16 protein-coding genes and 1 pseudogene are annotated in these 16,653 nt (G+C 60.0%); 5 read left to right on the forward strand and 12 right to left on the reverse strand.

Annotation, left to right across the window (positions count from 1 at the left end):
- Positions 1 to 49 precede the first annotated feature (49 nt).
- Positions 50 to 1,090 (forward strand): LacI family DNA-binding transcriptional regulator, encoded by a 1,041-nt coding sequence (locus tag EDE09_RS04945; RefSeq protein WP_105374364.1) that lies wholly within the window; start codon positions 50 to 52, stop codon positions 1,088 to 1,090.
- A gap of 32 nt (positions 1,091 to 1,122) precedes the next feature.
- Positions 1,123 to 1,296: pseudogene (locus EDE09_RS28580) on the forward strand (outer membrane beta-barrel protein); the annotation flags it as partial.
- Between the two features lie 248 nt (positions 1,297 to 1,544).
- Here EDE09_RS28580 and EDE09_RS04955 read toward each other — a convergent pair.
- From EDE09_RS04955 to EDE09_RS04965, 3 genes are read right to left on the reverse strand one after another with little or no spacing between them, the layout of a single operon-like run.
- Complete coding sequence (locus EDE09_RS04955) at positions 1,545 to 2,249, reverse strand: glutathione S-transferase N-terminal domain-containing protein (protein WP_105374365.1); 705 nt, start codon at positions 2,247 to 2,249, stop codon at positions 1,545 to 1,547.
- A 36-nt stretch (positions 2,250 to 2,285) separates the two neighbouring features.
- Entirely contained in the window at positions 2,286 to 4,394 is a 2,109-nt protein-coding gene (locus tag EDE09_RS04960) for a molybdopterin cofactor-binding domain-containing protein (RefSeq protein ID WP_105374366.1), read from the reverse strand.
- Positions 4,394 to 4,873 carry a (2Fe-2S)-binding protein gene (locus tag EDE09_RS04965; RefSeq protein WP_105374367.1) on the reverse strand — a complete coding sequence of 160 codons (480 nt, stop codon included), beginning with the start codon at positions 4,871 to 4,873 and terminating at the stop codon, positions 4,394 to 4,396. Before EDE09_RS04965 ends, EDE09_RS04960 begins: the two co-directional genes overlap by 1 nt.
- 522 nt (positions 4,874 to 5,395) lie before the next feature.
- Here EDE09_RS04965 and EDE09_RS04970 point away from each other — a divergent pair.
- A complete protein-coding gene (locus EDE09_RS04970) occupies positions 5,396 to 6,283 on the forward strand; it encodes a 3-keto-5-aminohexanoate cleavage protein (protein ID WP_105374373.1) in 888 nt (295 codons plus the stop codon).
- 50 nt (positions 6,284 to 6,333) lie between these two features.
- Entirely contained in the window at positions 6,334 to 7,245 is a 912-nt protein-coding gene (locus EDE09_RS04975) for a hypothetical protein (RefSeq protein WP_105374368.1), read from the forward strand.
- A 61-nt stretch (positions 7,246 to 7,306) separates the two neighbouring features.
- Here EDE09_RS04975 and EDE09_RS04980 read toward each other — a convergent pair whose 3' ends face one another.
- The 8 genes from EDE09_RS04980 to EDE09_RS05015 all read right to left on the reverse strand — a co-directional run bounded on the left by EDE09_RS04980 (position 7,307) and on the right by EDE09_RS05015 (position 14,749).
- Positions 7,307 to 8,284, reverse strand: coding sequence for a tripartite tricarboxylate transporter substrate binding protein (locus tag EDE09_RS04980; RefSeq protein ID WP_105372927.1), 978 nt, complete (start codon positions 8,282 to 8,284; stop codon positions 7,307 to 7,309).
- Positions 8,285 to 8,395: 111 nt separating this feature from the next.
- Positions 8,396 to 9,019, reverse strand: a complete 624-nt coding sequence (locus EDE09_RS04985) for a nuclear transport factor 2 family protein (RefSeq protein WP_105372928.1) — start codon at positions 9,017 to 9,019, stop codon at positions 8,396 to 8,398.
- 57 nt (positions 9,020 to 9,076) lie between these two features.
- Positions 9,077 to 10,582, reverse strand: coding sequence for a tripartite tricarboxylate transporter permease (locus EDE09_RS04990; protein ID WP_105372929.1), 1,506 nt, complete (start codon positions 10,580 to 10,582; stop codon positions 9,077 to 9,079).
- A gap of 16 nt (positions 10,583 to 10,598) precedes the next feature.
- A complete protein-coding gene (locus tag EDE09_RS04995; RefSeq protein WP_157949057.1) occupies positions 10,599 to 11,051 on the reverse strand; it encodes a tripartite tricarboxylate transporter TctB family protein in 453 nt (150 codons plus the stop codon).
- A 115-nt stretch (positions 11,052 to 11,166) separates the two neighbouring features.
- Complete coding sequence (locus EDE09_RS05000) at positions 11,167 to 11,928, reverse strand: SDR family oxidoreductase (protein ID WP_245422922.1); 762 nt, start codon at positions 11,926 to 11,928, stop codon at positions 11,167 to 11,169.
- Between the two features lie 39 nt (positions 11,929 to 11,967).
- Entirely contained in the window at positions 11,968 to 12,741 is a 774-nt protein-coding gene (locus EDE09_RS05005) for an aldolase/citrate lyase family protein (protein WP_245422923.1), read from the reverse strand.
- Between the two features lie 16 nt (positions 12,742 to 12,757).
- The gene (locus tag EDE09_RS05010; RefSeq protein ID WP_105372932.1) at positions 12,758 to 13,780 is read right to left on the reverse strand and encodes an NAD(P)H-quinone oxidoreductase; all 1,023 of its coding nucleotides are present in this window, start codon (positions 13,778 to 13,780) and stop codon (positions 12,758 to 12,760) included.
- Between the two features lie 21 nt (positions 13,781 to 13,801).
- Complete coding sequence (locus EDE09_RS05015; RefSeq protein WP_105372933.1) at positions 13,802 to 14,749, reverse strand: DUF6282 family protein; 948 nt, start codon at positions 14,747 to 14,749, stop codon at positions 13,802 to 13,804.
- Between the two features lie 119 nt (positions 14,750 to 14,868).
- Between EDE09_RS05015 and EDE09_RS05020 the strand changes: the two genes are divergently transcribed.
- Complete coding sequence (locus tag EDE09_RS05020; RefSeq protein ID WP_105372934.1) at positions 14,869 to 15,687, forward strand: helix-turn-helix domain-containing protein; 819 nt, start codon at positions 14,869 to 14,871, stop codon at positions 15,685 to 15,687.
- 43 nt (positions 15,688 to 15,730) lie between these two features.
- Here EDE09_RS05020 and EDE09_RS05025 read toward each other — a convergent pair whose 3' ends face one another.
- Positions 15,731 to 16,627 (reverse strand): alpha/beta hydrolase, encoded by an 897-nt coding sequence (locus EDE09_RS05025; protein WP_105372935.1) that lies wholly within the window; start codon positions 16,625 to 16,627, stop codon positions 15,731 to 15,733.
- Between the last annotated feature and the right edge of the window lie 26 nt (positions 16,628 to 16,653).

Raw genomic sequence — 16,653 nt, forward strand, 5'->3', positions numbered from 1 at the left:
TTTTGCGGCGCAACAGTGTAGCTGACAAAGCGGGGACAGAGGGCACGGGATGAAGAGCAGGGACAAGGTCAGCCTGGAGACGATCGCACGAGAGGTCGGGCTTTCCAAATACGCGGTGTCGCGCTCGCTTTCGGGCAAGAGCGGCGTCAGCGAGGAGACCCGCGAGCGTATTCGGGAAACTGCCCAGCGGCTCGGCTATATCAGGCCCGTCAACAAGGACGAGCTTCGCGAGATCGCCGTGGTGTTCCACGACCACGACCCCGTCAACAGTGAACTCTACATGCAGATCCAGAACGGCGTGCAGGCCCAGGCCCACCGCATCGGCATGGGGCTCAGGATCCGCTGGACCCATGGCGCCGGGCAGCTCGAGGATCTCGCCAAGACCTGCGCGGGGCTTCTGCTGGTCGGCCCTCATGACAGCGCCGCGGTCGCCGCCGTGACCGCAAGCGGCATTCCGGTGGTGCGCCTCGGCTGGATTGATCCGCTCGAGGATGCCGACCAGGTCTCCGGCACCGACCACGAAGCGGGACAGGCCGTGATGGAATATCTTCTGCGGCTCGGCCATCGCAACATCGCCTATGTCTACGGCGTGCCGGGCTATCGCGGCCGGCGGGAACGCTTCTATGGCGCGCGCGAGGTGGCCGAACGCAATGACGACGTCGCGCTGCATGTGCTGCAATTCGAGGAGCATGGCGGATTTGCGGAAGCCTTTGCCGAGCTCAAGGAGAGCGGCGTACAGCCCACCGCCTTCTTCTGCGCCCATGACGGCCTGGCGCTGACGGTGGTATCGGAACTGCTGGGTCAGGGCTATCGCATTCCCGACGACGTGTCGGTCGTGGGGTTCGGCGATTTCTCGCCGGCGACGCAGATCTCGCCGCCGCTCACCACCGTGCGCATGGAAGGCCAGGAATGCGGCGCTGTCGGGCTGCAACTCTTGATGGAGCGCATCGAACATCCCCGCCAGCGAGGAAATCCGGCAAGACGGATCTACGTCGCTTCACGCATCATCGAACGTCGTTCTACCGGGCCGTGCCGTGCCGCCGTCAAAGTCGAGGGCCGGCCAAAGACATCTTCAAGTCATGGCGGGTGAGCGTACTTGGCTTCGGCACTGAAGAGGGAATGTTTAGCGGTTACACCGTTGGCGCTGGTGCCGATTACGCGTTTACGGGCAACATCTTCGCTCGCGTGGAGTATCGTTACAGCGACTTCGGCTGCAAGACGTTCGATTTCGGTCCTGGGACCATCGATGCGGACCTTAATCAGCACGCTGTTAAAGTCGGCTTGGGTGTGAAGTTCCAATACTCAGGCTTTGCGATAATCGCTGATGTTCTTCACCAGGCTCTGCGTTCGCGACTGGCAATGCGTCCGGAAGATCAAGGGCCGATCACCTGCGGCCTCTTCGCCTACTAAGCCTCTGTGGCTGCTGTCGCCTTGTTGAGGGTTTTGCCTCACCAGCGCGGTGAAGGTGTATTGGTCAATGGACACTCCCATCTTTTCCCCGCTCCCCGCGTAGGTTCGGATGACGCTCCTATAGCAGCCGGCCTTCAGCGCTGCGACTTGAGACGATACGCCTCGAAATGCGGGTTCTTCTCCCGCTCCAGCACGGCGCGCACGGCAGCTCTTTCGAGCATCTGGTCTTTGTGCCGATTAAAATGCGCCAGCGTCTCCATCGGTAGGCCGTTGCTCGTTCCCCAGCCATAGAAGACGAGCGCATAGGGATCGACGACCGTATAGCGGTCACCCATGATCCATTCCTGGTCGCCAATCATCCGGTCGATTTCGACGACGCACTCCCAATATTTTGCAGTCGCCTTCTCCCGGATATCGCCGTGAACCTCTTCCCTGTCTGCGAAATGGTAGGGACGATATTTTGCTTTCTGAAACATGTGGGGGGTGTTTGAGAACCAGGCCATCTGCGCGATGCAACGCGCCTGGTCGAGGAGGCGGGTCGGAAGAAGAGCGGTCTCGGGATTACTAAGAGCGATGTAGGTCAGGATCGCGGTGTTTTCGGTCAGGACCTCGCCGTCCGGGGTCACGAGGGCGGGAACCTTGCCCCTGGGATTAATGGAAAGGTAGTCCTCCGACAGATGCTGTTGTTTCCCAAGCAGCGTCTCGACCGGGCGAAACGGCCTGCCGGTCTCCTCCAGGGCAATATGGGAGGCAAGTGAACAGGCGCCGGGGCTGTAGAAGAGAACCGTTTCTCCCTTCAATCCCGCAAGTCCGCCCGAAATCGACGCAATATTTTCCATGTCCCCGATCCTCTGTATAATGTTCGTGTCAGGCACTCAGGCCTGCAAAGCAGCAGCCATGATGCGCTCGCGTGTCATCGGCATGTGGTGGATGCACATGCCCAAAGCGTGTGCCACGGCATTGCCGATGGCCGCGGCGGCAGGTCCGCCAGCGCATTCTCCTATCCCGAGTGCTTCGTGCTGGCTCGCCTCGATCAGTTCAACCCGGATTTCGGGGATGTCCTTGAATCGGATGACTGGGTAGCTTTGCCAATCGAGCGTGGAAATGCCCTGGGCGTCAAAGCGGACTTCTTCCATCAAGGCCCAGCTGATGGCCTGGACGATATTGCCCTCGATCTGATTTTCGGCGCCGTCCGGATTGATGACGAGACCCGCATCCACGGCGCACCAGACATCGGTGACGCGCACTGCTTCTTCCACCTCGACCGCTGCGACGACTGCGGCATAGGCTGAGGAGTTCTTGTAGCGAGCGATCCCTACCCCCAGGCCGACCCCCGCGCCGCCGGTACCACGAGATGACCAACCTGCCATTGCCGCGACCCGTTCAAGCACCGCTCGGGCGCGCGGGTCTGAAAGGGCCGAAAGGCGGTAGGTGATAGGATCTTCGCCCACGCGAGCCGCAAGCTCATCCATAACAGCTTCGATCGCAAAGACATTCAGAGTGGCGCCAAGCCCGCGTAGGGAAGATGTGCGCACTGGCACGTCGTGGATCAGGTGAAAGCTGATCCGCTTGCCGGAGACGTCATAGAGGGGAATTGCGTTGCGAACAGCGCCGCCGCCTCGCTCAAGTGGAATATCGAACGGCTTCCGTTCAGGAGGCGGCTCATTCATCGCCTCAGCGGCAAGCAGGTACGCCCCGCCGACACCCGGGCGTTGGCCGTGGGTGGCGCTCCACACCTCGGTCGTCCAATCATCGGGACGCCCATTGACATCGAGATTCACATGGACGGCGACAGTCATGGCGGAGGAAAGCGGTTCGTAACCGAACTCCTCCTGGCGCCGCCACATCAGTCGGATCGGCTGATCAGGAAGCACCCGTGCCACAAGAGCAGCATCCAAAGCGGCATCATCAGCGCCATTGTGCCCGTAGCACCCAGCGCCCTGAACGTGGTGGCACGCCACGCTTTCCAAAGGAAGGCCGAGCGTCTTGGCAATGTTCTCCCGCAATGGATGCATGCCCTGGCCATGAGACCAGACGGTCAACGTGCCGTGCTGGTAAAGTGCCAATGCGCATGACGGTGCGAGAGACCCATGAGATAGAAAGGAGCGCGTGAAGCTGAGCGATACCCGATCGTGAACCGCATCTTGAGGCGGATCGCCCATCATCAGGTCCGTCGAGGGCTGCGCCGCCACCCATTCGGCCGTTGCAGCTTCGGGAGAAAGCATCCGCGCATTGTCCCACACCGCATATGTCGCAGCAGCGTCGGCCGCAGCGCGGACGACAGTCTCGCTGGCACCGACGAAGGCCACGAAACTGTCGATACGTATGATACTGATATCGCCACCCGCCCTGCGCTTGATGGCGGCCTCGTCGAGCGTAACCAGCCTTGCGCCGCGACCCGGCTGACGCAGGGTACGCGCATGAAGCATGCCCGGCAGGGTCATGTCATGAATGAATCCGGATCCGGTGAGTTTTTCCGGAAGATCGAGTCGTGGAATGGAGGCTCCGACGATGCGATACTGGTCCGCCGATTTTGGCAAGAACCTGCCGCTCACTTCCACGGAAAGATCGAGATCGTCGGCGATTGCCCAGTAATCGAGCCCACTCGCAACACCATTCTTGAAGAAGGCCCCCTCGACGATTGTCAACTCGTCTGGCGATGCGTTCAGGCGCAACCCTGCATGCATGCGCGCGAGCGCGCGAACCTCGGCTGCGACGAGGCGGATTGCTGACCCTGAATGTTCGATTGACCAGCTGGAGGCGGTATAACCCTCCCCCGGCCCCTGAAGGCTGTTGCCGGACATTATGCTGATCTGATCAACCCTCAGATCCAGCTCTTCTGCAGCGATCTGACTAAGTGCCGTCAGTACCCCCTGCCCGAGTTCGACCTTCCCAGTGCCGATCCGGACCGTGCGGTCGTCCAGGAAGCGAAGCCAAAGGTCGAGACGCGGGTTTTCCTTGAGGCTATGTGAAAGCGCAGCCATCAGACCACCTCCCCTCGCATTGCGGCCGCAGCCCTCAGTACCGCGCGCAGGATCCTGGGATGCGAACCACAGCGACAGAGGTTTGCATCAAGTGCCGCAGCGACCTCGGCCCGCGTCGGATTGGGATTGCGATCCAGAAAAGCCTTCGACGCAATCAGGATTCCGGAGAGGCAATATCCGCATTGCCCTGCCTGCTCATCGAGAAACGCTTGCTGAAGCGGATGCAACTTTCCATCAGAGGCCAGGCCCTCAACGGTGGTGATGCGTTTACCGACAAACGTGCCGACCTCACGACTGCAGGAATATGTCGCCTCTCCATCCACCAGGACCATACAGGCCCCGCATTGCTCGAGGCCGCAGCCATAGCGGCTGCCCTTCAGCCCCAGATGATTGCGCAGCACATCGAGCAGAGGCATGTCGGAGGGAACATCCACACAGTGATCTCGTCCATTTATGTTCAAAGTAAATTGCCCGCTCATGCCACCCTGCCTCGTTCTTGTCTCAATGGAGGACCTTTTGCTGGTGCGCTGCCAGCGCCATAGACCGACGCCCCGTCGTGCGCCAAAGAGGGAATACCGGCGACCGCAATCTCGGTGCGAGCAGGCTCGGCGACCTGTCGTGTCATCTGAAGATCAGGTTTCGTTAGCGCTTTCCGTTGCCACTCCTCGCATGCAGCTTGAGCCCGTCTGTCACACCTATCCTGCCCTCCCGTTTCTTTGAACCCGACACTCACGGCGTTTCGCCGCTCGAAACGGCACGCTCAACTTGCCAATCAGATCGTCTCACGCGACCCGCTAGCGCCAGGGACAATGGCCGCCGCCGCTTCGGCAGGACCGGTGAGAGCAGCCGCGTCGCCGGTCATCTTCTGTCTGCGGATGGATGCGGAGACAGCATTTCTGTCCGCGGAACGCTTCCGGAATTGCTTTGCCCTCGGCTGGCGCAGATGCGAGCGAGGAGACCGTCACCATCATAGCACCGCCTTTGGAAGCACGGAGAAAAGCTTGGCCTATCCTACGATCATCAGTTGCGCCGTCACGGGTAATATCACCAGCGTCGAATCGACCCCCTATCTGCCGGTCACGCCTGAGCAGATCGCTAATTCCTGCCTCGAAGCGGTCAGGGCCGGCGCGGCGATCGTGCATATTCACGTCCGGCATCCTGACGGGCGTCCAAGCATGGAACTGCAACACTATCGCGAAGTCGTGGATCGCCTTCGCGCGGCCGATGAGGATGTCATCATCAATCTTACCACCGGACCTGGAGGAAGGTACGTGCCTGGCGAAAAGGATCCGAGCATTGCCGGGCCCGGAACCACGCTGCTGCCGCCCGAGCGACGCGTCGAGCATATCGCGACACTCCGGCCGGAAATCTGCAGCCTCGATTTCAATACGATGTATTCCGGCACGTCAGTGGTGATCAACACGCCGCGCAACCTCGCCATCATGGCCGACATCATTCGCGAAGCAGGCGTCCTTCCCGAACTGGAAGTTTTCGATACCGGTGATATTCAACTCGCCAACCAGTTCATCGAAGAAGGCCGTCTCGACTCGCCCGCCCTCTTCCAGATCGTGCTCGGCGTCCGTTATGGCGCAATCGCTACACCGGAAACCCTTGCCTATATGAAATCGCTATTGCCCGCCGGCTCCCACTGGGCCGCGTTCGGCATTGGCCGATGGGAGTTTCCCATGTTGGCGCAGGCCTGGCTGCTGGGCGGGCATGTGCGCGTCGGGCTGGAGGACAACATCTACCTTGAAAAGGGCGTGCTGGCCAAAAGCAATGCGGAGCTCGTCCAGAAAGCCGTACGCATCCTGAAGGAACTGGGTGGCTCGATCGCCACGCCTGGAGATGCGCGCGAGATCCTGAGGCTGAAGAAACAGTTGCCCAAGTGAGCGAGGCCGTTGATGCCTGCCGACCAATTCCAAACCGAAGCGGAGGAACCATGTACGACCAGAGTGACCCCAGAGCCAGCCTGATCCAAGCTGCGACGCCAAAGAAGAACCATGTGCACCAGAGCTATTTCGGCTCGCAGCTCAGCCTCTATTACGCGACCGAACCGCAGGTTTCGGACCAGAACGGCAAGACTTGGATCAGCCGTGGCGAGAATTTTGTCATCGCTTACAGTGACGCGCAGCAGAACGGCGTCTTTCCACGCAGCGCCCAACCCGACGAATACGCCCTGATCATCCCTGACCGGGACACCAGCGTCGAAATCACGACAAAGGAGGGCGTCACTATTGTTCCGGGCTACTCCGTCGCCTTTGTGCCGCCAGGTGAAAGCAGCATCCGCATGCTGAGCTCAGGCAACATTGTCCGGCTCTTCACGCCGAAATCGGATGACCTGGCCAGTGCGGCTTCCAATGCGGACGCCTTCAAAGGAGAGCATCCCAACGTTCCACCCTTCGAAGCATGGCCGGAGCCAAAAGACGGACTAAAGCTCAGGTGGTACACGTTGGATGTTCCCGAGGATACATCACGGTTCGGCAGGATTTATCGCTGCACAACCTTCATGATCAACTACCTCACGCCGCGTGTTGGACCCCGGGCACGCGACCAGGTCTCGCCGCATCATCATGACGATTTTGAACAATGCTCGCTGGCGCTGAGCGGTGCGTTCACGCACCATCTGCGTTGGCCGTGGACAACGAACATGAACATCTGGCGGGAAGATGAGCATCTCTACTGCGAGTCACCGTCAGCCTGCGTTATCCCACCCCCATCGATCCACACCACCACAGCAGAATCGGGCGGCGTGAACCAGCTCGTCGACATTTTTGCACCGCCGCGCATGGATTTTTCACTTAAGCCCGGCTGGGTCCTCAACGAGGGTGACTACCCGATGCCAGGAGCCTGACCCGAGAAGCCCCGGATTTCTCCGGGGCTTCTTGTCATCCAGCTTTGGATGTTGATCAGAATCAGGTCGGCTGCACGAGACCAGCGTCTACAAGTGGCCGGATGGATTCGATTTCTTTGTCGATTGCGGCTCGCATTTCGTCCGGAGTATTGGCAATCGGAGTGAGGCCAAGCGATTTCAGCTTTTCCTGTGTCGCCGGCATGTCCGTCCATTCCTTGATAGCGCCATGGAGCGCGTCGACGATTTCGGCAGGCATGCCCTTCGGACCGACGGCACCGAACCACAAAGTCTGGTTGTAATCCTTGAACCCTTGTTCAGCGACCGTGGGCACATCCGGCATCTCACTGGCACGCTTGAGAGATGTCACAGCAAGCCCGCGAATCTTGGCGTCACGGATATGCGGCAGATAGTTCGAGGGGGCATCGAGAGCGAAATGGATATGGCCGCCAAGCAGATCCGTCAGCAGCGGCGGTGACCCCTTATAGGGGATGTGGTTGATTTCGACCCCTGCCATCTGCCCTATGATCGCCGCTGCGATATGTCCCTTCGTACCGGCGCCGGGATTGCCGATATTTACTTTGCCGGGGTTCGCCTTGGCGTAAGCAACGAGCTCCTGAAGCGACTTCGCTGGGGCAGAAGCACTCGCAGTCAGTAGCGCGGGGCTCTCGGCGACGATCGAAATCGGAGTGAAATCCACCTGAGGATCGTAAGCAAGGTTCTTCTGCACGACCTTGTTTGCCGCGATCGGCGCGCTGCCGCTTACCATGATCGTGTAACCGTCAGGCGCCGCGCGAGCGAGCTTGCCGCCGGCTAACGCCCCCGCCGCGCCGGCGTAGTTCTCCACGACGAACTGCTGGCCGAACTTGGCGGTCAAGGCATCCGCCACTAGGCGGGTGATGATGTCACTCGTGCCACCTGGGGGGTACGCCGATATTACCACACCGGATTTACTCGGCCACTTGCTCGCTGACCATGCGGTTCCGCTTGCGGCCAACAAGGATGCAGTGCCGCTGAGCACCATGAATTCGCGTCTCTTCATTGTTCTTCCTCCCACTCTTGAGTGTTAAACTAAAACAACCCGGTCACCTTTCGAACATCTGGCTTCCGTTGTTTCGCTCTATGGAATGGCCCAGACAACCAGGAACCCTTCCTACTCGCCCCCGGCCAACCAAACCTCCTCACTTGCGTGGAAGGCCGCAAGTTCATCCGGCCGGTCGTCGCCAAGCAGGTCGGGATTGACCTTCACTCCCCTTACAGTCTGGATATAGGTGAGGAACTTGTAGGAGGGCCGCATCATGTTGAGCTGCCTCCAGTCGATCGGAAGCGTTTCGGACGGGTTAACCGGCTTCATCACGTCGCGCTCGAAGAAAACGTGGAAGGACAGGAGTTTCCACACACCGCCCTCCCTGATTACGCGGGAGAAGAAGCGGCAGAACACATGAAAATCTACCTCAACATCCCCAAGCCGCGCGCGATTGAAGATCATCGCCGGGCTTTCCACCGTCGCCCGGTCTTCCGCTATTTGGGCAAAGGCCGGAAATACCCAGTGCTTGCTGTTGCCGGTATCACCCATCCATTTCCGCGTCGCCTCCACATAGACATCACCGCCATGGCCGTCATACCAACTCGTGCGGACATAGGCGTCGCGATGAAAACATTCGGCCATCACGTCGAAACGGCGCTGGTCGCGTGCAAAGCGCTCGCGCCTGACAAGGTCAAAGATTTCCTCCCGGTCGAGATGTGCACGCAAGCGAGCGTCGAGGTCTTGTGGCATAGCGTTTCCTGATGTGTTGAATGCCGATCGTGCGAAGGTGCAGGAAGCCGACGACTTTTAGTCTGCCTCCTGCAGCCCTTCCTCGCGTACTTTGCGAAAACGTGGAGATATGATCGATAGAAGCAGCAACGCTGCAACAATGAGGGTCCCAAGGCTGAGCGGACTGGTGAAGAAGACGCTGGCGTCGCCATGCGAGATCAGCAGCGCCCGGCGCAGATATTCCTCGGCCATCGGACCGAGGATCATCGCGAGGATGAGCGGCGCGGGTTCTGCGCCGACCTTCCTGAAGAAATATCCCAGCACCCCGAACAGGGCCATCATGTAAACGTCAAACACGCTGTTGTTGATGCTGTAGACGCCGATCGCCACGAAGACACAAATCATCGGGAACAGGTAGTGATACGGCACCGAAATCAGTTTGGCCCACAAGCCGACGAGCGGGAGATTCAAGAACAGCAACATCAGGTTGCCAAGCCACATGGACACCACGAGGCCCCAGAAGAGTGCCGGTTGCTGTGTCAAGATTTCCGGTCCTGGCTGCACACCCTGCACCACCAAGGCCCCGATCATCAGCGCCATGGTTGCCGTGCCGGGCAGACCGAGCGTCAGCATCGGGATGAAACATGTCTGAGCCGCCGCGTTGTTGGCCGCTTCGGGTGCAGCCACACCTTCGATCGCTCCCTTGCCGAACTCGTCGGGACGACGCGAAACCTTCTTTTCCAGCGCGTAGGCCGAGAAGGACGCAAGGAGAACCCCCGCTCCGGGCAGGACGCCGAGCAGGACGCCAATCCCAGTACCGCGAAGCACCGGCGCTATGATGCGTTTCCAGTCCTCGCGGGTCGGGAAGAGACTGCTGACGGTCGCGACGCTGGCCGGCCGGCTGCGTTCGTCCTCGAGATTAGCAAGGACATCGCCTAGGCCGAAGATGCCCGTCGCGACCACCACGAAGTTCAACCCGTCGAGCAGGTTCGGTGTGCCGAAGGTAAAACGCGCAGCGCCCGAATTAACGTCTGTTCCGATCATCCCCAGCATGACGCCGAACAGGGCCATACCCAAAGCAGTGAGCATCGACCCGCTGGCCAGCACCATCGACGTGATCAACCCAAGCACGATCAAGGAGAAATATTCCGCCGGGCCGAAAGTCAGAGCAAAACTGGCAAGCAACGGCGCCGAGACCACGATGAAAAGCGTGCCCACAGTGCCGGCGAAGAAGCTGCCGATCGCCGCTGCTGCAAGAGCACGGCCCGCCTTGCCCTGTTTGGCCATTGCATGGCCATCAAGCGTGGTTACGACCGAGGAAGCCTCGCCCGGAAGGTTCATCAGGATCGCGGTTGTCGACCCGCCATATTGCGATCCATAGAAAATGCCGGCCAGCATGATCAGTGCAGTATCGACGGGAAGTCCGAAAGTGAAGGGCAGAAGCATGGAGATTGTCGCGACCGGCCCCAGTCCGGGCAACACGCCGACAGTCGTGCCGAGCAAAACCCCAAGGAAGCAATAGAGAAAATTACTAAACGTCGTGGCAGTCGAGAAGCCCAGCAGAAGTCCGTTGAAGATATCCATGTTGGAACCACAAGTCCTATTCGTGTAGCCAGGTGCCGAGCACCGGAATCGGCAACCCGATCAGTTCGATGAAGAGCACGGTACACAGTCCGGTGAAGGCCAGCGCTCCGACTGCCGACTTCAACTCAATGTGAAACTTGACGCTCGTCACGGCGCATAGGACGAGGAGCAGCAGCACGGCTGGCAGGAAGCCAAGCGGCTCGATCGCTAAACCGAAGACAACGATCGCTGCAGGCACCATGATTAGCGCCTTCCAGTTGATCGCAGACAAGACTTCAACTGATCCGGAAACCGACCGGACAAGAACGCCGATACCGGTCGCGACAAGAAGGCCTGATACGATGACGGGAAAAAAGCCTGGCCCCATGCGGCCTGCCGTGCCGAATGGATACTGGACTGCAATCCCCAGCACGACACAGCCGGTCACTGCAAAAAAAAGCCCTAATATACTATCTCGACTGATCTTCATCGGCATCCTCCCCAGAAGACTCGGAGTTTGAGAGCAGTACAGGACCGGGCGCCGGTGGCAACGTAATCTCCTCGGCGTTTCGCCTGACGGCCCTGGCACTGGCTCGAAACGCTCCTTATAGATGCCGGCCTTCATCCACCGGCACAATGATCCCGGTGGAACTCGTCAGGTTAACGATACAGGCAATCACCGCGCGCGCCACGTCGTCGGGTGTCGTCACCCGCCCCAGCGGCAGTTTTTCTGCGACCTTTTCGAGCTGCTCGCGGCTGCGGTTGGGCACGAAATCGGTGTCGACACCTGCAGGCGATACCGAAAACACCCTCACTTTCGGCGCCAGCACCTTGGCAAGCGCAATCGTCAGTGAATCAAGCCCACCCTTTGCCGCAAGATAGGCGAGGCTGCTTCCGATCCCCGTGCGCGCAGCAATCGAGGAAAGATTAACGATGGAAGCGTTGTCGCCCTGTTCCAGCAGCGGCCGAAACGCACGGATCACTGCGAATGGGCCGCGGAGGTTAAGCATAACCGTGCGGTCGAATATGTCGTCTGTAAGACCCTCTAGGTCAGCGGCGGGAACCGGCGTCGTCGCACCACCGCAGTTGACGAGCGTATCGATCTTCCCAAATCGGTCGCCTACGGCAGCAGCAGCGTCGGCGATTGATGCGGGATCATCGATCGAGATGCGCATGGCGATGTGGCCCGTTCCTTTGAGGCTGCCTACCACGTCGTTGGCGGCATCCGCCCGGCTGTTGTAGCCGACGACGACGGTTGAACCCAGCTCCGCCAGGCGGGCTGCTGTAGCCTTGCCGATACCGCTGCTTCCTCCTGTGACAACGGCCACTTCGGGTACCGTGGCCATGGGGATATCGATTGCAGTCACATCTCTCTCCGATCGAATGCTCATTTGTTAAACGCTGAATCAGTCTGAGAAGTCTTTGATCGTCTTGGCCGCGGCGGAGCGGATGAAGCCATGATCGCTTGAGAGCAACAAGGCGCTTGCCCCGAGACCTTTCGCAAATTCAAAATCGTCTCTGGTCGTCGGCAACATCAAGAGCGGAACGCCGGCCTCTCGGGCTGCGGCAGCGACTTTCCTGCTGATCTCCGCAACCTTGCTGCCGGCATCCGGATCGTTCCCGAACGAAGCGGTGAGATCGCCCCGACCGATGAATAGCGCATCCACTCCATCGACTCGGGCGATTGCTTCCGCGTGCTCGATCGCATCCTGATCTTCGATCATGACGATGCAGGCAACCTGCCTGTCCTGCGCCTTCATGTGCTGCGCGCCGGCGACACTGCCCCAGGTGCTGGCGCGCGTCAGGCCGGCAAAGCCCCGAGTGCCCCCCGCATAACGGCAGCTTTGGGCAACAGCCTCAGCTTTTTCGACCGAATTGACATGCGGAACCATGATTCCCATGGCTCCGCAGTCCAGCGCCGAAAGGATGGTCGCGGCACTGAATTCGGCAATGCGGACCAGAGGCGCGATGTTGGATGCGCGGGCCGCAAGGATCATCAGATCGGTGATGCCGCGATCCAGCGGCGCGTGCTCCTGGTCGATGACGACGAAATCGTAGCCAAGCGGCCCGAGCATTTCGACCACCTGGGTCGTCGGCAGCTTCAGGAAGGTTCCCAGCATCCGCTCACGGGCAAGAAGACGCTCACGGAACATGGTGAAGCTCGGTCGTTGATCGGTCATCTTTGTCTCTCGCTTTCTAGAATGGCTGCATTGGTCCGGGCACAGTGGTCGCAATCGCCGGATCGAGGACCAGCACGACTTTGCCGATCTGCCGGTTCTCGTCGAGAATGGCGTGAGCGTCCTCCACCTGATGAAACTGTACAGCCTGGTGAATGTGCGTCTTGATGCGCCCATCCTCAATCAGCGGCCAGACCTGCGCGACAAGCTCGCGCGCCAGCCGACCTTTGTAATCCGCTGTTCGAGGCCTCAGGGTTGAGCCCGCGATAGTCAGGCGGCGGCGAACCAGCGACCTTACATTGACCTCTGCCGTTTCGCCCTCGTGGCTTGCAATGAAGACCAGGCGCCCATCCATCTTGAGCAGGTCAAGCTGCCGCTGAGTCTTCGGACCTGCCTGTCCATCCAGGATGACGTCGACGCCCGCGCCGCCGGTATGTTTGCGAATTTCGTCGTCCCAGGCTCCCCTGTAGTCGACTGCTACTTTTGCACCGACAGACAGACAGACGTCGCGCTTCTCCGGGCTGCCTGCCGTTGCAAAAACTGTCGCTTGCCGCAAATGCCGAGCGATCTGGATTCCGGCCATCCCGACGCCGCTTGCACCTCCCTGGATCAGTAGCGTTTCTCCATCGGCAAGATGCGCCAGCCAGATCAGGTTGTTCCAGGCGGTGAAGAATACCTCCGGAAGCGAAGCACCTTCAATAAAGTTGAGCCCACGCGGAATTGGCATGCATTGGACCGCCGGCGCCAAGCAATATTGCGCATATCCCCCGCCATTGACCAATGCGCAGACTGGAGCCCCGACCCTCAGCGTCTTCACGCCCGCACCAACCTCTTCGACGAAGCCCGCAGCATCGAGACCAGGGATATCGGACGCGCCTGGCGGTGGCGGATAAAGCCCGCGCCGCTGTTGGACATCCGGCCGATTGACGCCTGCCGCGACCACCCGGATCAGCACCTCGCCGGGACCGGGACGGGGCCGTTGCCGTTCGACAATCCGGAGAACCTCCGGACCACCCGGCCTTTCGATCTCAACAACTTTCACCGGCTCGTATCCGCTGTCGTGTCAATCGGACAGGCCGACCAGACGCGCAGGATTGTCGGCCACCATGGTCCGCACCTCGACCTCAGTGAAACCGAGTGCGAGGCAGAGCTTGATGGCCTGCCTCATGCCTTCGACAGGCGTCGGATTGTCCACCTGCCCGAGGTCGGAGCCGATCGAGGAGCGAGCGACGCCGGCAGCCAAGATGTGCTCCTTTAGCTCCTGCGGGCTGTATACGTTGAAGCGGCTGTCGACATACATGCCGGCGGACTGTTCGACCAGTGCGCCCATAGCTGCCAGGTCGCGGATATCGTCATAGGTGAAGTGCAGGCCGTACATCGGGTGATTTATGAGCAGGCGCTTGACTCCTCGCTTCTTCGCCTCCTCAAACAGTCGCCAGATCTCCCAGACATGCAAATGACCGGACGACAGAATGGCATCAAATTCGGCGATCATGTCGAGGATCTGCTTCACCTCGTCCAGGATGTTGCCGTAGCCATCGACCACGCTCAGTGCCGGCGAGCTCCTCAATTCCACGTTTGAAGCCAGCCGAACCTTCCGGTGGGCGCTTCTGATATGATTGGCAGCCTGCGCCGTCGGCATCCAGATGAGCTTTGCGCCCATCTTCAACTGAGCGTCCACGACGAATGGGTTGAAGCCCCCTGTCGAATTGTTGAGCACGAGGCCGCTATACATGGCAAGGCCTCGATCCCCGAGAACTCGCTCCATCAGGGGAATGAAGGGCGCTACGGAGTAATGGTGGTCCTTGAACAGCAGGCCGCGCATTCCGGCTGCCGCCGCTTCTTCGGCCGCTTGCAAGTGATCTAGCTGCCGCGGCATTGTCGAAGGACCCGAATGCACGTGGAGATCCAGTGCGCCGCGTAAGAGGCTGGCCGCCAGCGCCTCGTCAACGCCCGCTATCAGCTTGCGCACTTCCTCGCGATTGCGTTTCGAATCATCTGCTGTCGCCATGAAACCCTCCTCTGCGTATCTAAGGAAGCCTTAAAGCTTGACTTGGTTCACCGACAACCTATCGTCGTCAGCGTTTCGCGAGCCGAAATATACCCGCAGGATGTCTGGGAGGAGGACCCATGACCATTCGAGCCATCGAGCGCGCAATGAACGTGCTCCAGGAATTGAATCAGCAGCCGATCAACACGATCGCGCAGCTCCATGCCCGCACGAAACTGCCCAAGCCGACCCTTGTACGCATCCTTCGAACACTCGAGGAGGCCGGCTATGTCGAGAACGACACGCGTCAGGGTGGTTATCAGGTGAGCGCTCTGGTTACATCGCTGAGCTCCGGCTTCCACAAGGGGCCGCTGGTCGTGGAGGCTGGCCGAGCCTGGGCGATCGCAATCACTCGCAAGCACAAGTGGCCGGTCGCCATCGCCTTGCCTGACTATGACGGAATGATCATCCGCTTCAGCACGGTTCCAGACAGCCTTGTTTCGCCGTTCCACAGCACGGTGAACAAGCGCCTGTGCATGCTCACGCGCGGGTTGGGCCTTGCTTATCTAGCCTTTCTCGATTCTGAAGATCGCGACGTCATGATCGATATTTTGCAGAAGTCGGAGAACCCGGAGAATGCACTAAGCCATCATCGCGATGAACTTCTGCGCGTGCTCAGGCAAGTGCGGAAGAACGGTTATGCGACCCGTTCCTCGACTGTCGAACCACGAAACTCCGATACAATCGCCGTTCCGATCATCGCCAAGGATGGAAGAGTTCTCGCGAGCCTCGGCCTCACCTATTTCAAGTCCGCATTTGATTCGAACCAGGAGCCCCGTGAGCGCTATGTTCCTGTTCTCAGATCGGCAGCAACTGCCATTTCGGAGGACTTGGCCCGGTTGTCGAACAGCATGGCCATCGAAGTGAGTTCGTCGGGCGAGGCCGAAGCACTAGGATGAGCACCGACCGGGATGCCGTGATACGGTCGCGGCGCGGTAGGCGTTAATCCCTGAGGCGGGTTGCGCTTCTCTCTCGTGTTTGCTTGATGAACCCCGTCATGAAGGCTGCTGCCGGCTCGGGGTGAGTTTCGAGGAGAAAGTGTCCGCCGTCGAGGATGTGCGCTTCCATGCGTGGAAGGTCCTGTATCCAGGAGAGCGTTTCGGCGATGTCGAAAAAGGCGTCATGGCGGCCCCAGATCATCAGCGCCGGCGGCTGCCACTGCTTGAGATACGCGCCGATCGCATCGAAGCGGGCGACGTATTTGCCGTAGTCCGCAAGCAGGGTGCGCTGCATCTCCATGCGGCCGGGCAGGTTCAGCACCCTCCAATCCTCGACCCAGGGCTCGCCCTTGATTTTGGCGACGACCTCTGCCGGCACGTCGCGCGTATACTGGTCGCGCGTGCCTTCATAGGTGAGAAACGTGGTCGCCCTGGCCTTGTTTTCCGGGGTTGGATCGGACCAGTACGCGAATGTCGCCTCCCATTGCGGCGCAAATCCGCTCCGGTGCGCATTGGCGTTCTGAATGATGAGGCCTTCCACCAGCTCAGGCGATTGCATGGCGATCGACAATCCGACAGGCGCACCCCAATCATGCAGGTAGATGAAACGCTGCCCCACCGCGAGATGGCGCAACAGCTCGCCGATGGCGTCGCTGAGCGCTGCAAACGACGGCGCGGGAAGCGGATCGGATTCCCCGTATCCGGGCAGATCGGGCGCGATCACATGGGCGGCGCGCGACAGCGGAAGGATCACGTCACGGAACGTGGCCGATGAGCTTGCATAACCGTGCAGCAGCAATAGTCCGGGGTAGGAGGGATCGCCCGCCGTGACGTAGGCGAGCTCGCCTCCCCCGGATAGACCCAATCGGCGCCGGGCAATTTTGTCAGACTGGGTTTGCATGATTCGCTCCTGAGTTTGCCGTTGTC

The sequence above is a fragment of the Neorhizobium sp. S3-V5DH genome (assembly GCF_004343065.1).
Lineage (GTDB): Bacteria > Pseudomonadota > Alphaproteobacteria > Rhizobiales > Rhizobiaceae > Neorhizobium > Neorhizobium huautlense.

Excerpts from the sequence above, each read along its gene's own strand:
- EDE09_RS04945 (WP_105374364.1), top strand. The coding sequence starts at position 50 with ATGAAGAGCAGGGACAAGGTCAGCCTGGAGACGATCGCACGAGAGGTC.
- EDE09_RS04955 (WP_105374365.1), bottom strand. The coding sequence starts at position 2,249 with ATGGAAAATATTGCGTCGATTTCGGGCGGACTTGCGGGATTGAAGGGA.
- EDE09_RS04960 (WP_105374366.1), bottom strand. The coding sequence starts at position 4,394 with ATGGCTGCGCTTTCACATAGCCTCAAGGAAAACCCGCGTCTCGACCTT.
- EDE09_RS04965 (WP_105374367.1), bottom strand. The coding sequence starts at position 4,873 with ATGAGCGGGCAATTTACTTTGAACATAAATGGACGAGATCACTGTGTG.
- EDE09_RS04975 (WP_105374368.1), top strand. The coding sequence starts at position 6,334 with ATGTACGACCAGAGTGACCCCAGAGCCAGCCTGATCCAAGCTGCGACG.
- EDE09_RS04980 (WP_105372927.1), bottom strand. The coding sequence starts at position 8,284 with ATGAAGAGACGCGAATTCATGGTGCTCAGCGGCACTGCATCCTTGTTG.
- EDE09_RS04985 (WP_105372928.1), bottom strand. The coding sequence starts at position 9,019 with ATGCCACAAGACCTCGACGCTCGCTTGCGTGCACATCTCGACCGGGAG.
- EDE09_RS04990 (WP_105372929.1), bottom strand. The coding sequence starts at position 10,582 with ATGGATATCTTCAACGGACTTCTGCTGGGCTTCTCGACTGCCACGACG.
- EDE09_RS04995 (WP_157949057.1), bottom strand. The coding sequence starts at position 11,051 with ATGAAGATCAGTCGAGATAGTATATTAGGGCTTTTTTTTGCAGTGACC.
- EDE09_RS05005 (WP_245422923.1), bottom strand. The coding sequence starts at position 12,741 with ATGACCGATCAACGACCGAGCTTCACCATGTTCCGTGAGCGTCTTCTT.
- EDE09_RS05015 (WP_105372933.1), bottom strand. The coding sequence starts at position 14,749 with ATGGCGACAGCAGATGATTCGAAACGCAATCGCGAGGAAGTGCGCAAG.
- EDE09_RS05020 (WP_105372934.1), top strand. The coding sequence starts at position 14,869 with ATGACCATTCGAGCCATCGAGCGCGCAATGAACGTGCTCCAGGAATTG.
- EDE09_RS05025 (WP_105372935.1), bottom strand. The coding sequence starts at position 16,627 with ATGCAAACCCAGTCTGACAAAATTGCCCGGCGCCGATTGGGTCTATCC.